Consider the following 14,733-nt stretch of genomic DNA (forward strand, 5'->3'; position numbering starts at 1 on the left):
CTTGCCCGTGGTGAAGTCCTGATCAGATTGAGGATTTCGCCATGACGCTTGCGCAACAGATCGACCTTTCCGGCTCCACCGACATCACACCCGATGGCTCTGATTATGAGACCGTGCGGCAGGTGATCGAGATGCTGACGCTTGACTATCAGAGCCAGCCGTCGCTGGAGGTGATCGCCGAGCGGCTGGGCCAGTCGCCGACGCAATTGCAGAAGACGTTTACACGCTGGGCGGGCCTTTCCCCCAAGGCTTTCCTGCAGGCCGTGACACTCGACCATGCCAAGCGGTTGCTGGGACGCGAGGAATTGCCGTTGCTGGAGACGTCGTTTGAGCTTGGCCTTTCCGGTCCCGGGCGCCTGCATGATCTCTTCGTCACGCATGAGGCCATGAGCCCTGGGGAGTGGAAGGCGCGCGGCGCTGGCCTCACCATTCGTTTCGGCTACCATTCGTCTCCCTTCGGGCTGGCGCTTGTCATGATCACCGAGCGCGGGCTGGCAGGGCTCGCCTTTGCTGATGTCGGCGGCGAGATCGCCTGTTTCGACGACATGGCGCAGCGCTGGCCGAATGCGCATTACGTCGAGGATAGCGTGGCAACCGCGCCTTATGCCGCGCGTGTCTTTCACCCGGAGCGCTGGTCGGCGGAAGAGCCCCTGCGGGTCGTCTTGATCGGCTCGGACTTCCAGATCCGTGTTTGGGAAAGCCTGCTGCAAATCCCGCTCGGCAAGGCCGTCACCTATTCTGATATTGCTCAAAAGATCGGTCAGCCGACTGCCAGCCGTGCCGTGGGCGCCGCCGTCGGCCGCAACCCGATCTCGTTTGTCGTGCCCTGCCACCGGGCACTCGGCAAGAGCGGCGCGTTGACCGGCTATCACTGGGGGCTGACCCGCAAGCGGGCCATGCTTGGCTGGGAGGCGGGTAAGGGGTGAAGCGCGGCGCTTTTCGGATGGCTGCTTCTGTGAGAGGATAAGCCATGCGCAACACGGTTCAACTTCCTGAAGACATCAGCCGCCGGATCGACAGTCTGGTCGAGTCCGGTCGCTTCGATCATGCTGATGATGTGCTCCGCGAAGGACTTCGGCTTGTCGAGGAGAAGGCTGCCGATGAAGCGGCCAAAGTTGAGGCTTTGCGACAAGCCGCCGACCGAGGCTTCGCCGATCTGGACCAGGGGCGTTTCACCGACGTGCCGGTCGAAAAGCTGGCGGACCATGTCGCGAGGATCGGTCGCGACGCTATCCGACAGGCGGACAAGCGGGTGAGGGACGATGGTTGAGGTTCGGCTTTCGACCGAAGCCGATGCCGACATCCTCGATATCCTAACCCGAACCTATGCTGACTTTGGCGGCGACGCTCTGCTCCGCTATGAGTTTCTGATCGTCACTGCTCTCTCGGATCTCGCCGTCTCGAACTGGCGAAATGGCGTCGTGTCACGGCCTGAGCTTGGGCCTGGGATTCACAGCTACCATCTACGCCACAGCCGCGATCGGGCGCGCCATCCAACCGGTATTGTTCGCCGGCCGCGACACTTCATACTCTATCGACATGTCATGGCAGAATTGATCGGTGTTGGGCGCATCCTGCATGATGCGATGGAGGTGGAACGACACCTGCCACGCAGCTTCGGCGACGAGTAGACGACTTACGCAGTCGCCAGCGCCAGCAACTCCCGCGCCGCCGCCTCATCTGTGATCAGTGTATTACACCCAATCCGCCGGATCGTGGCGCGGATCGCCTTGGCGCGATGCGCGCCGCCTGACGACAACACGATGTGTTTGGCCTTCTTCAGCGTATCCAAATCAACCGACATCACCCGCTCGTTGATCGGATGGGCGACGGAGTTTCCGTCAGCATCGAGGAAGTTGAACATGGTGTCGCAGACGCAGCCGGCTTCGACGAGTTCGGTCAAGGTCTGGTGGCTGATGAAGCCTTCCGAAAGCGAGGTGGAATGCGGGCCGATGTCGCCGCAGGAGACGATGGCGAGGTCGAGGTTTTCGGCGAGGTCGTAGATCGCTTTCAGCCCGCATTCCTCGATCAGCGCACGTTTTGTCGTGACGGAATCGACGAGAAGCGGTGCGAGGAACATGTAGCATTCGGCGCCGAGCTGGCTTGCCAGCCGCCAGGTGTAGTCGATCGGGTTGGTCTGGCGGACGGCCACGATCCCGCCGAGCAGCGAGACCACCTTGCAGTTTTCCCGGCCGGGCGAGCGGAAACCGGCAAGCGATGCGGTCATGGTCCGGCCCCAGCCGACGCCGATCGTCATGTCATTGGTGATGGCTTCGGTCAGGAACTGGCCGAGGGCGAGACCTACGGCTTTGGCGATCGAGGCGGCATCCTGGCTGTCCGGCGAGGGGACGACAACGGCCTCGTCGAGACCATAGGCCTTCTCCAGCCGCACGGCGAGATCAACGCAGTCGGCGACGCCATCGCTGATCCAGATCTGGACTTCGGAGCGTTTGCGCGCCTCCTCCAGCATGCGGATGACCGTCGAGCGGCTGATGCCAAGACGGTCGGCCACATCCTTCTGCGTCAGGCCCTCGTTGTAATAGAGCCAGGCGGCGCGGATGCGCAGCGCGGCTGCGTCCGAAAGGGTGCTGTGGGTCTCGCGTCGGAGCTTGGTCAAGATCTCTCTCGAATGGGGAACTTCCAGCGGGCACTATCCGTTCTTGTGATACTTATGTCAAATTCAAAGGACATATGTCTTGACTTTGCCGTCTTCTGACGGTGATAGTCCGGGCAATGAGACCGGCGTGCACATGCCGGTCGCCAACCCTTTTCGCGCAGCCGAAGGATGATCTGATGACCTCGAAACTCGAACAGCTTCGTTCCATGACGACCGTCGTCGCCGATACCGGTGACATCGAGGCCGTCCGCCGCCTGAAGCCGGTCGATTGCACCACCAATCCCTCGATCGTTCTGAAGGCGCTCGGCACCGATGCGTTCAAGGATGCCTTCCAGGAAGCGATCACCTGGGGCAAGGCCAAGGGCGGTCAGGATGATGCCGTGATCGGCGCGATTGCCGATCGCATGGCGATCTCCGTCGGTGCTGCCTTGGCTGAACTCGTCCCGGGCCGCGTGTCGACCGAAGTCGATGCCGACCTCTCCTTCGACACCAAGGCCTCGATTGACAAGGCGCATCAGATCATTGCTGGCTACAAGGAGCGCGGCATCGAGAAGGATCGCATCCTGATCAAGCTCGCCTCGACCTGGGAAGGTATTCGCGCTGCCGAAGTGCTGCAGAAGGAAGGCATCGACTGCAATCTGACGCTGCTCTTCTCCAAGGCGCAGGCGATTGCCTGCGCCGAAGCCAAGGTCTTTCTCATCTCGCCTTTCGTCGGCCGCATCCTGGACTGGTACAAGAAGTCGACCGGTGAGGACTACACGTCCGAAACCGATCCGGGTGTGGTCTCTGTCCGCTCGATCTACAACTATTACAAGGCGAACGGTATCAACACGATCGTCATGGGCGCCTCCTTCCGCAATGCAGGCGAAATCGAAGCGCTCGCCGGTTGCGACCGCCTGACGATCAGCCCGCAGCTGCTCGACGAGCTGAATGCGGACCAGGGCACGCTTGCCCGCGCGCTGTCGCCAGAAACGGTCAAGGCCGAGCCGCATGTCTCGCTCGACGAGAAGGCTTTCCGCTGGGCGATGAACCAGGATGCGATGGCGACCGAGAAGCTCGCTGAAGGCATTCGCGGGTTTGCAAAGGATATGGATACGCTGCGCGGCCAGATCGCCAAGGCACTGGCTGCCTGATCGGGCAACCAATTCTCCAATATCGAGTTCGAGGATGGCCGCGGCGAAAGCTGCGGCCATTTTTCATTTGTGCCAGAGTGCTGGTGTTGTTGAAGGGAGAGCGGACATGGCCATCATGAAGGGCGGTTGCGCCTGCGGCAAGGTGCGGTTCGAGGCTGAGGGTGAGCCGGACCGTGTCGGCATCTGCCATTGCCTCGATTGCCGCAAATATCACGGAGCGCTCTTCTATGCCGCGGCCATCTATCCGGACACGCAGGTGAGAATCACCGGCGAAGCGCAGATGTATGAGGGCCGCTATTTCTGCCCGACCTGCGGTTCCCGGGTCTTCAATCGGAGCGGCGGCGAGGTCGAGCTTCATCTGGGCTCTCTCGACGATATCAATGTGCTTCAGCCGAGCTATGAACTCTGGACGATCCGGCGGGAGGGCTGGCTGCCGGAGTTTCCGGTGGGGGAGCGCCACGAGCGGGATCGGCCAGGTGAGGGGCGTGAGGCGGAGTGAAGCGGCGGGGTCGGCCGGATTCTACGGCTTACCCGTGTGGCGCCATCGCATCAATCGCGGGCAATGTCGTTCTGACCCGACTCAGGGCTGCAGGAAGTGCTGCCTTAATGATTGACGAAGGGTTAATTTCTGCGTCATATCGCATAAATGACGAGCCTCCGAATCCGCATGGGATTCGCGCAGGTGAGGAGCGGGATTTTCCGCCTTTTGTCATTGTCACGGCGGGGGAAGCAGACACCAACTCTGCTGCATGATGCCCGATCCAACGCCAGGCTCTTAAGAGCCATGTTTCCACTGAAGATTGCGTCCGCAGCCGCACTGCCAGATGTCGCCCGTTGTTCAACGCGCGCCTTGCAGGAGCCGCCGGGCTAGCGCGTCAACCCGGGGGAGACGCGCGCCTGGTGTGGGGTCGCAATGCGTATTTGATCCACATTTCTTTAGGGCGGGCGTTGATGGCTACGATCATTCCTTCGATGAGCATCACTCAGATCAGGACGCTGGCGACATCGACGATCGCGGCTTTCTCCAGCGAAGACGTCAATGCGCTGAGCTCCGCTCAGATTGGCGCAATGTCGTCGAAGCAGATCTCGGCCTTCCAGACGGATGATTTCGACAGTCTGTCATCCAGCCAGTTGCGCGCCGTTTCGGCAGCTGCGGTGCGTGGATTGACCATGGATCAACTCGCCGTCATCGATAGTGCCAAGATGATTGGGCTGCAGAGCGGTCAGCTCGGTGCCCTTTCTTCCGCCCAGATCGCAGCGCTGTCTGCCGACCAGTTCAATGCCCTGACGACGTCCCAGCTGAGCGCGCTCACCAGTGTGGCGCTTGCCGGGCTCGGGACGGACGATATCGCGACGCTGACCGCAGCCGAGCTCTCCGCCCTGTCTACACGGGCGCTTTCCGGTCTGTCCGCCACCAATTTTGCCGCACTGACCAGCAGTCAGCTCGCCGGTCTCACCACGGCCCAGATTGCCTCGCTGTCCACCGCCGTCATCGCTGGCCTCACCAGCAGCCAGATCGATGGTCTCTCCGCGCTGCAGGTCTCAGGCCTGACCTCGCGCCAGATCACGGTTCTCACCACCGACAAATTTGCCTCCTTCGGGACTGATCAGATTGCAGCCCTGCGGAGCGGTACGGTGGCTGCCCTGTCTTCGACACAGCTGGCGGCACTCTCGACCGAGCAGATCGATGTCATGACGACCGGCCAGCTTGCGGCGCTCAGCTCCGCGGCGATCAAGGGCCTCGGTTCCGATGATATCGATGTGCTGTCCGCAGAGGATGTGGCCGCCATTTCGACGCGGGCCCTGGCCGGCATTTCCGTCGACGTCTTTGCCTCGCTTAGTTCCGCACAGCTGACCAGCCTGACTTCGGCCAAGATCGCGGCATTGACCACGGCGCAGATCGCCTCCCTGACATCGGATCAGGTCGACGGCCTGGCGCCAGCCCAGCTTGCTGGTCTGACGAGCGCTCAAGTCAACGCGCTCAACTCCGGCACGCTGCTCTCGCTTAGCACCCTGCAGATCAGCGGTCTCACTACCCGCGTGATCGCGATGCTCGGGTCGGCCAAGATCGCCGCGCTCGATAGTGCGCAGGTCGCGGCCCTCTCGACCGCGCAGCTTGCCGCCCTGTCCTCGTCGGGCGTGGCCGGGCTCGGGACCGACGATCTTGCGAACTTCACGTCCACCGAGCTTGCGGCCCTGAATTCCCGTGCACTGCAGGCGCTGACGACAGTCCAGATCGCCAGCCTGCTCTCGGCTCAGCTGACGGCGCTCTCCAGCGGCCAGATTGCGAGCCTGACGACAGCCCAGGTGGCGGCACTCAACAGCAGTCAGATCGACGGTTTGAGCACCGCCCAGATTGTGGCGCTCGGTTCCGCTCAGATTGTGGCTCTCGGAAACGTCAACATCACGACGCTTTCCACCGAGCAGATCGCCGCACTGAACAGCCGTGCCATCGGCGCGCTCACCAGCGCCCAACTCGATGCGATGACCAGTGACCAGATCGCAGCGCTGACATCGGCCCAGATCGCCGCGCTCTCGTCGAGCGACGTCGCAGCACTCTCGGCCAGCGACCTGGAGACATTCTCCACGAACGAGTTTGCCGCACTGACCTCCGCTGCCATCCGTGGCATCTCCACGTCCGTCATCGGCACCCTGTCGACGACGCTGATTGGCGCGATGAACACGCGGGCCGTGGCGGCTCTCGCCTCAGGGCAGGTTGCGGCCATGACCTCGGCGCAGATCGCCAGCCTGTCGAGCGCCCAGATTGCTGCCCTGTCGTCGACTTCGGTTGCGGCACTCGGGTCTGATGATCTCTCCACCTTCGATTCCGCCGACATTGCCGCGCTGCAGTCCCGGTCGCTGGCCGGCCTGACGAGCGGTGCGTTCTCCAGCTTGACCTCCAGCCAGCTGGTCGCCTTTACCTCCGCCCAGATCGCAGCTCTCTCGACCGCCGTGATTGGCTCGCTGCAGAGCACTCAGCTGAATGCCCTGACCACGAGCCAGATCGCGACGCTGTCGTCGAGCCAGATCGCGGCGCTGTCTAGCGCAGCACTTGCATTGCTGGACACGGCTCAGATCAGGGCGATCAGCACGCGTGGCATCGCGGCTCTGACGTCCCAACAGATTTCTGCCCTGAACACGGCGACCTTCGATGCGCTGACCAGCACGCAACTGGCTGCGCTGAGTTCCTCGGCTATTCGTGCCCTGACCACCGGTGCCATCGGTACTCTGACATCTTCCGAGATCGCCACTCTGCCGTCTCGTGTCATTGCCGCGCTTTCAAGCAGCGGCATTGCGGCGCTGACATCCGACCAGATTTCGAGCCTGACTGCCGCTCAGGTCGCAGCACTGACATCAGGGCAAATCGACGTTCTGAGCAGCACTCAGATCGATGCGCTGTCCACAGCCGCCGTCGCCGGGCTCACCAGCGCCCAGGTTCGGTCGCTCACACCAGAGCAGTTCGCCTCTCTGTCGAGCGAACAGATGCAATCCTTGAACACGCGTGCGCTTGCTGATCTTGGCAGCACTCTGTGGTCTGCGGTCGGAAGCGCTGAATTTGCTGCTCTTTCGACGTCGCAACTTGCAGCGCTTGGAAGTGCGCCGCTCGCCTCGACCCTGCTCGATACGCTGACCTCGTCGGAACTTGCCGTTTTGAGTAGCCGAACGATTGCTTCCATTGCCCCAACCGCCTTCGCCACTCTCGATACCACCCAGTTGGCCGGGCTTACGTCCGGACAGGCCTCCGCGCTGACCACGGCGCAGATCGCTGCCCTTAACAGCACGCAATTCGACGGCCTGACATCGGCCGCGATCGGTGCCTTGACCAGCGCGCAGTTGCGGGCGCTGACGTCCGATACGTTTGCCTCGCTGTCCACCAGCCAGATTACCGCAATCAACACCCGCGCCTTTGCCGGCCTCGCCTCAGCTCAGATCGCCGCGCTGTCTTCCGAGCAGATCGGCTCTCTGACGACTGCCCTGCTCGCCCTGCTCTCGAGTGCTGCGGTTGCCGGTCTCACGACCGAAGACCTGGGTGCGCTGGAATCGAGCGATATCGCTGCCATCAGTTCGCGGGCGATCGTCGGCTTGTCGACGGCCAATATCGCCGCCCTTGGCAGTGCTCAGCTCGCCGGACTGACCACGTCGCAGATGAGTGCGCTGACGACGGCCCAGGTCCGTGCGTTGACGTCGGCTCAGGTCGCCGGCCTGACGAGCAGCCAGTTCTCTGCTCTGACCTCGACACAGATCCGCAGCCTGTCGACCAGCAGCATTGTCGCTCTCAACACTGCTCAGGTCGCAGCGCTCAGTTCGCGGGTCATCGGGTCGCTATCCACCGAGCAAGTGGTTGCCATGACCACTGGGCAGATCGAGGCTCTGACCGCAGCGCAGGTCGGCGCTCTCGGGTCGGCCGCGATCCGTGCCTTGGAGGATGGTGACCTGCAGCTCTTCGCCACTGAAGACATCGCCGCCATTGCCACGTCCGCGATTGCGGGTCTGACGACCCAGGATATTGATGATCTAAGCTCTGCGCAGCTCTTCGCGCTGACGACCCCGCAGGTTCAGGCCATGAACGACGTTCAGCTCGCGGCGGTTATCGCAGCCTATCAGGATATCTGATCCGCCAGACCACGCATTGCCCTCAGGGCCTTCTGGGCCTTGGGAAAGGATCGATGATTATCTCCGGCTCGAATGAGGGATTGCGCACGTCATCCGGCGGTGCAAAGCCTGTCTCCTCTAGCAGGAAGCGTCCGTCTACCCAGCCTGAGATGCGGGGGCGATCCACAGTCGCGATGCGGCACCAATAGCCGCCACGGCTATCCTGGCAGGAGAGGCGCTCGATCGGTTGCCCCTCATCGAGTGCGTAGATGACGCGGAAATTCGGGCCTGCGCCGGAGTGGACCGCGAGGCGCTTGCCAGGCGGCAGGCCGCGGACATGCCAGAGATAGGTGTCCATCAGATTGCTGTCATCGATGTCAGGGGCGGGGATGACCTTCGGCTCTTGAGCATGCGCCGCAAGGCTCGTACCTGCGATGCAGGCGAGAGCGGTCAGGATGATCATGGTGGCGCGGTGGTGCATGCGAGGCTCCCTGAAGTGCTTCGCATCATACCGGCGGCTGCGGGATGCCGCCACCGCTTTGCTGCGTCAGGGTAAATGCCAACAGCCAAAAGGGAAGGGGCCACCGAGGTGACCCCTTCCCCTTATCGCCCGCAGGCCCCTGCTGAAATTAATGCGCGATCATCACGTGGCGAACGGTCGTGTAGTCTTCCAGCGCGTAGATCGACATGTCCTTGCCATAGCCCGACTGCTTCATGCCGCCATGGGGCATTTCGTTGCAGAGCATGAAGTGGGTGTTGATCCAGGTGCAGCCGTAACGCAGCTTGGCGGCGCTCTGCATGGCGCGGGAAATGTCCTTGGTCCAGACGGAGGAGGCAAGGCCGTAGTCGCTGTCATTGGCCCAGGCGACAGCCTGCTCGGCTTCGGTGAAGCGGGTGACGGAGACCACGGGCCCGAAGACTTCGCGGCGGACGATTTCGTCGTCTTGCGTCGCGCCGGCAATGACTGTTGGCGTGTAGAAGAAGCCCTTGTCGGAGCCGAGCTTGCCGCCGGCGACGACTTCCATGTGCTTGTGTTCGGCAGCGCGCGTGACGAAGCTTTCAACGCGGTCGCGCTGGCGCTTGGAAATCAGCGGGCCAATCTCGTTTTCAGCATCGTCGGCCTGGTTGAACTTGATCGTGGACACGGCGGCCGCGAGATCCGCGACGAAGCGGTCGTAGATCTTGTCGCTCGCATAGATGCGGCAGGCGGCGGTGCAGTCCTGGCCGGCATTGTAGTAGCCGAAGGTGCGGATGGCAGCGACGGCGGCGTCGATATCGGCATCGTCATGGATGATAACCGGGGCCTTGCCGCCGAGCTCCAGATGGGTGCGCTTCACCGTCTTGGCGGCTGCCGTCATGATCTTTTTGCCGGTGGCGATATCGCCGGTGATCGACAGCATCTGGATTTTCGGGTTGTTGATCAGCGCGTTGCCGACGCTTTCGCCGCGCCCGAGCACCACGTTCACCACGCCCTCGGGCAGGATGTCGGCCATGACCTTGGCGAGCTTCAGCGCCGTCAGCGGCGTCTGCTCAGAAGGCTTGAAGACCACGGTGTTGCCGCCGGCAAGTGCGGGAGCCAGCTTCCAGGCCATCATCATCAGCGGGTAGTTCCAAGGCGCAATCGAGCCGATGACGCCGACCGCATCGCGGCGGATCATCGAGGTAAAGCCCGGGAGGTATTCGCCTGACACCGGCGCCTGCAGCGTGCGGATCGCGCCGGCGAAGAAACGGTAGCAGTCGACGATCGCCGGGATTTCGTCATTTAGGACGGCGTTGATCGGCTTGCCGCAGTTGAGGCTTTCAAGGGCTGCGAAAGCGGCTGCGTCCTTTTCGATCGCGTCGGCAATCGCGAGCAGGTAGCTCGCGCGCTGGCCGGGTGTCGTCTGCGACCAGGAGACGAAGGCGCCTTCGGCAGCGTCGACTGCCGCCTCGACCTGGGCGAGCGAGGCTTCAGGGAGATCGACGATGAGTTCGCCGGTCTTGGGGTTCAGGATCTTTTCGTCCGTCTCTGTGCCGGCTTCAAATTTGGCGCCGATCAGCATCTGGGTGTCCATGTCGTTCTCCCTTTTATCAGACTTCATTTGCGACAACGCCCCTGAAGAAGAGGCGTCGACGGTGGTTCATTTGCCGCTGCCCGCGATCTGGTCGGTATCGCGGGTCAGATAATAGGCCGCCAGGATCGGCAGGAAAGTCACGATCACCACGACCATGGCGACGACGTTGGTGACCGGGCGCTGGCGGGGGCGGATCAGTTCTTCCAGCATCCAGATCGGCAGTGTCGATTGCTGGCCGGCGGTAAACGTGGTGACGATGACTTCGTCGAAGGATAGCGCGAACGCGAGCATGCCGCCGGCCAGAAGCGCTGTGGCAATGTTCGGCAGGATCACATGGCGGAAGGTCTGGAAACCATCGGCGCCAAGATCCATCGAGGCCTCGATCAAGGATCCTGAGGTGCGGCGGAAGCGGGCGACGGCGTTGTTGTAGACCACGACGACGCAGAAGGTCGCGTGGCCGAGGATGATCGTCCAGAAGGAGAAGGGGATATCCGCCAGCGAAAAGGCCGAGCGCAGCGCGATGCCGGTGATGATGCCGGGCAGCGCAATCGGCAGGATGACGAGCAGCGAGATGACTTCCCGGCCAAAGAACTTGGTGCGGGCGACGGCGGCAGCCGCCAGCGTGCCGAGTACCATCGCAATCACGGTTGCGATGCTCGCGACCTTGACCGAGAGCCAGAGCGCTTCCCAGATATCAGGGCGGTTCCAGGCGACGGCAAACCACTTGGTGGTGAAGCCCGGTGGCGGCCACTGGAAGCTCTTTTCCTCCGTGGTGAAGGCATAGACGAAGATCAGCAGGATCGGCAGATGCAGGAAGGCAAGGCCGGCACCGGCGGCGATCTTCAAGGACAGGCCTGATGACTGGGAGCGGTCAGAGCGCATCGAAGGCCCCCATGCGTTTGGCGATGGTGAGGTAAATGCCCATGATCACGATCGGCACGACCGAGAAGGCGGCGGCAAGCGGGATGTTGCCGGCAGTACCCTGCTGCGCATAGACGGCCTGGCCGATGAAGAGGCGCGAGGTGCCGACGATCTGCGGAATGATGTAATCGCCCATGGTCAGCGAGAAGGTGAAGATCGAGCCCGCGACGATGCCGGGCAGCGCCAGCGGAAAGAGCACATGGCGGAAGGTCTGGCGGCTATCGGCGCCGAGATCGCCTGAGGCTTCGATCAGGTTGCCGGGCACGCGCTCCAGGGCTGCCTGGGTCGGCAGGATCATGAAGGGCAGCCAGACATAGACGAAGACGATGAAGGTGCCGAGATAGCTGATCGACAGCGAATTGCCGCCGATGACCGGGATTGCAAGGAGGCCATCGAGCAGCCAGGTGAGATGCAGCTTAGCGAAGATCCAGGTGAGGATGCCTTCCTTGGCGAGGATCAGCTTCCAGGCATAGACCTTGACCAGATAGCTCGACCAGAGCGGCAGCATGATGCCGAGATAGAAGACGGCCTTCCAGCGGCCCTTGGCGTAACGCGCGGCGTAATAGGCGATCGGGAAGGCGATGACGGCGGAGGCCAGCGTGACGGCGGCCGACATCAGCAGCGTGCGCAGGATGATGTCGAAATTGGCCGGACGGAGCAGTTCGCCATAAGTCGCGAGCGTGAACTCGTAATTGATCAGGCCGGAGAATTCGTCGATCGAGAAGAAGCTCTGAAGCAGCAGCGCCACCAGCGAGCCGACATAGATGATGCCGAGCCAGAGCAGGGGCGGCACCAGCATCAGAACCAGCAGCAGGTTGGGCCTCCGCCAGAACAGATCCGAGAGCCGCCCCATCAGGCCCTGACGGCCAGGGGTGATGGCAGATGTGGAGATAGCCGTCATGCGGCCTCCTCCATGTAATGCGGGTCGGAGGCCGACCATGTGATGCGGATGCTTTCGCCGGCTTGAGGCGCGGACTGGCCAGCGGGCAGCGAGACGGTAAGGGCGGTCACTGCGGTCTCGACGAAGAGCTTGGTCGAGGCGCCAAGGAAGCTGGTCGAGCGCACGGTCGCCTCGACGCCGCCTTCCGAGACGATGCGGATCGCTTCTGGGCGCAGGCTCGTCCAGCGGGCTTCACCGCCCAGCGCTTTCATGGCGTCCGGGGCGATCACGTTGGAGGAGCCGACGAAATCGGCGACGAAGCGGGTGCGGGGGCGGTTGTAGATCTCGTGCGGGGTTCCGGCCTGGACGATCTTGCCGTCATTGAAGACGGCAACGCGGTCGGCCATGGAGAGTGCTTCCCCCTGGTCGTGGGTGACGAAGACGAAGGTGATGCCGAGCGAACGCTGCAGGCTTTTCAGCTCCTCCTGCATCTGTTCGCGCAGTTTCAGGTCCAGCGCCCCGAGCGGCTCGTCGAGCAGCAGCACCTTCGGCTTGTTGACCAGCGCCCGGGCCAGCGCCACGCGCTGCCGCTGGCCGCCGGAGAGCTGGCCGGGCTTGCGGGCGCCGTAACCGGGAAGCTTGACCATCTCCAAGGCCTTCTCGGCTTCGCGGTGGCGCTCGGCCTTGGCGACGCCCTTGACCATCAGGCCATAGGCGACATTGTCGAGAATGTTCAAGTGCGGGAAGAGGGCATAGTCCTGGAAGACCGTGTTGACGTTGCGGCGATAGGGCGGCACGCCCTCGGCGGTTTCACCGAAGATCTCGATATGGCCAGCCGTCGGCTGTTCGAAGCCGGCGATCAGGCGCAGGCATGTCGTCTTGCCGGAGCCTGAAGGGCCGAGCATGGCGAAGAACTCGCCGGGCTCGACGGTCAGGTCGACGGCATCGACGGCTTTCACGCTGCCGAAATGGCGCGAGACCTTCGAGAAGGAGACGGCTGCGGACATGGGGACTCCAGAGGTATGTGAGGTGTGCCGCCGATAGGCGGCCTCTTCTCCCCAGCGGGGAGAAGTGCCGAGCATAGCGAGGCGATGAGGGGGGCCGAAGGCCACGAGGCCCCACGAGAGGCTAGAGGCTTCGCCTCCCCCTCATCCGGTCCTGCGGACCACCTTCTCCCCGCTGGGGAGAAGGGGAAGTGATCAACGTCCGCCGATCACGCCGATGTAGTCGGAAACCCAGCGGTGGTAGGGGACGCATTCGCCCTGGCTTTCGCACTTGGAGACCGGGGTCTTCCAGAACTTGATCTTCTCGAAGTTGTCGAAGCCGTTGTTGGTGCAGCCGGCGTCGGTCAGGAGCGCATTGCCCTTGCAGGCGGCAGGAACGGAGGGAACCGTGCCGAACCAGGCGGAGACGTCACCCTGGACCTTGGGCGAGAGCGAATGCTCCATCCACATATAGGCGCAATTCGGGTGCTCGCTCTCGGCATGCAGCATGGTCGTGTCGGCCCAGCCGGTGACGCCTTCCTTCGGGAAGACCGAGGCGACGGGCTGGTCCGCCTTCAAGAGGTTGACCTGGAAGGGCCAGGAGCCGGAGGCAACCACGCCTTCGTTCTTGAAGTCGTCGATCTGGATGAAGGCATCGTGCCAGTAGCGGCTGACGAGCTGGCGCTGGCCGCGCAAGAGGTCAAGCGCTGCCTTGTACTGATCTTCGTTGAGTTCGAAGGGGTCCTTGATGCCGAGTTCCGGCTTGTGGAACATCAGGTAGTTGGCGGCGTCGGCGACATGGATCGGGCCGTCATAAGCCTGGACGCGACCCTTGTTGGACTTGCCGTCAGCGAGCGTCACTTCTTCGAAGACGACATTCCAGCTGTCGGGCGCTTTGTCGCCGAACGCCTTGGTGTTGTACATCAGGACGTTCGGGCCCCAGACATAGGGCGTGCCGTAATGAACGCCGTCCTTGGTGTGCCAGGGAGCGTTCTGCAGACGCTCGTCGATGGTGCTCCAGGAGGGGATGAGGGCCGTGTTGATCGGCTGGACGCGCTTGCCGGCCACGAGGCGCAGCGACGCATCGCCCGAAGCGGTGACGAGGTCGAAGCCGCCTTCGTTCATCAGGGCGACCATTTCATCTGAGGTGGCGGCTGTTTTCACCGAGACCATGCAGCCGGTCTTCTTCTCGAATTCGGTGACCCAGTCGAAATTCTTGTCGGTTTCGCCGCGCTCGATATAGCCGGCCCAGGCGACGATGGAGAGGGCGCCTTCGCCGGCTCCGAGTGCCTGCAACGGCTCCTGGGCAACAGCGGCGGTGGTCATACTCAATACAGAGGCAAGGACAGTGCAAGACTTCAGAAGAGATTTCATCGCGAGGTCTCCCGTTTTTGAGGCCGCGTTTTTGCGGCCATATGTTCCCGGCGAGAAAGTTGCCGCGAATTAACCGCATTCGCAAATTCATTCGTCAGAATGGTGGTATCGGTTTTTCCGATGGGAGGTTGGTTGAGGTAATTGTTCTTAAGTGCCCCTCATCCCCCTGCCGGGACCT

13 protein-coding genes are annotated in these 14,733 nt (G+C 62.5%); 6 read left to right on the forward strand and 7 right to left on the reverse strand.

The genetic code is table 11. The features are described 5' to 3' along the window. Window positions 1-41 precede the first annotated feature (41 nt). Genes AC02Y0_RS02170 through AC02Y0_RS02180 form a run of 3 tightly spaced genes read left to right on the forward strand, consistent with a single transcriptional unit; the run spans window position 42 to window position 1,631 of the window. Complete coding sequence (locus tag AC02Y0_RS02170) at window positions 42-926, forward strand: methylated-DNA--[protein]-cysteine S-methyltransferase (RefSeq protein WP_476382055.1); 885 nt, start codon at window positions 42-44, stop codon at window positions 924-926. Between the two features lie 44 nt (window positions 927-970). Next, a complete protein-coding gene (locus AC02Y0_RS02175; RefSeq protein ID WP_476382057.1) occupies window positions 971-1,270 on the forward strand; it encodes a type II toxin-antitoxin system ParD family antitoxin in 300 nt (99 codons plus the stop codon). Next, on the forward strand, window positions 1,263-1,631 hold the full coding sequence (locus AC02Y0_RS02180; protein ID WP_476382059.1) for a type II toxin-antitoxin system RelE/ParE family toxin: 369 nt from the start codon (window positions 1,263-1,265) through the stop codon (window positions 1,629-1,631). Before AC02Y0_RS02175 ends, AC02Y0_RS02180 begins: the two co-directional genes overlap by 8 nt. Before the next feature lie 5 nt (window positions 1,632-1,636). On the opposite strand, the gene AC02Y0_RS02185 is transcribed toward AC02Y0_RS02180, so the two are convergent. Beyond that, window positions 1,637-2,617, reverse strand: a complete 981-nt coding sequence (locus AC02Y0_RS02185; protein ID WP_476382061.1) for a sugar-binding transcriptional regulator — start codon at window positions 2,615-2,617, stop codon at window positions 1,637-1,639. Window positions 2,618-2,793: 176 nt separating this feature from the next. Between AC02Y0_RS02185 and tal the strand changes: the two genes are divergently transcribed. The 3 genes from tal (at window position 2,794) to AC02Y0_RS02200 (ending at window position 8,364) form a co-directional block, all read left to right on the forward strand. After that, window positions 2,794-3,750, forward strand: a complete 957-nt coding sequence (tal, locus tag AC02Y0_RS02190) for a transaldolase (protein ID WP_476382063.1) — start codon at window positions 2,794-2,796, stop codon at window positions 3,748-3,750. Between the two features lie 106 nt (window positions 3,751-3,856). Further along, on the forward strand, window positions 3,857-4,249 hold the full coding sequence (locus AC02Y0_RS02195; protein ID WP_476382065.1) for a GFA family protein: 393 nt from the start codon (window positions 3,857-3,859) through the stop codon (window positions 4,247-4,249). A 452-nt stretch (window positions 4,250-4,701) separates the two neighbouring features. Next, complete coding sequence (locus AC02Y0_RS02200; RefSeq protein ID WP_476382067.1) at window positions 4,702-8,364, forward strand: beta strand repeat-containing protein; 3,663 nt, start codon at window positions 4,702-4,704, stop codon at window positions 8,362-8,364. 22 nt (window positions 8,365-8,386) lie between these two features. Here AC02Y0_RS02200 and AC02Y0_RS02205 read toward each other — a convergent pair whose 3' ends face one another. From AC02Y0_RS02205 to AC02Y0_RS02230, 6 genes are all read right to left on the reverse strand, one after another. After that, entirely contained in the window at window positions 8,387-8,824 is a 438-nt protein-coding gene (locus AC02Y0_RS02205; protein ID WP_476382069.1) for an SH3 domain-containing protein, read from the reverse strand. A 148-nt stretch (window positions 8,825-8,972) separates the two neighbouring features. After that, window positions 8,973-10,397, reverse strand: a complete 1,425-nt coding sequence (locus AC02Y0_RS02210; protein WP_476382071.1) for a gamma-aminobutyraldehyde dehydrogenase — start codon at window positions 10,395-10,397, stop codon at window positions 8,973-8,975. 66 nt (window positions 10,398-10,463) lie between these two features. After that, window positions 10,464-11,279, reverse strand: coding sequence for an ABC transporter permease (locus AC02Y0_RS02215; RefSeq protein WP_409747632.1), 816 nt, complete (start codon window positions 11,277-11,279; stop codon window positions 10,464-10,466). After that, window positions 11,269-12,219, reverse strand: coding sequence for an ABC transporter permease (locus AC02Y0_RS02220; RefSeq protein ID WP_069043365.1), 951 nt, complete (start codon window positions 12,217-12,219; stop codon window positions 11,269-11,271). Before AC02Y0_RS02220 ends, AC02Y0_RS02215 begins: the two co-directional genes overlap by 11 nt. Next, on the reverse strand, window positions 12,216-13,205 hold the full coding sequence (locus AC02Y0_RS02225; RefSeq protein ID WP_476382073.1) for an ABC transporter ATP-binding protein: 990 nt from the start codon (window positions 13,203-13,205) through the stop codon (window positions 12,216-12,218). Before AC02Y0_RS02225 ends, AC02Y0_RS02220 begins: the two co-directional genes overlap by 4 nt. A 192-nt stretch (window positions 13,206-13,397) precedes the next feature. Further along, window positions 13,398-14,555, reverse strand: a complete 1,158-nt coding sequence (locus tag AC02Y0_RS02230) for an ABC transporter substrate-binding protein (RefSeq protein WP_476382075.1) — start codon at window positions 14,553-14,555, stop codon at window positions 13,398-13,400. Window positions 14,556-14,733: the final 178 nt, after the last annotated feature.

The sequence above is a fragment of the Allorhizobium sp. nf9_anc genome (assembly GCF_056323085.1).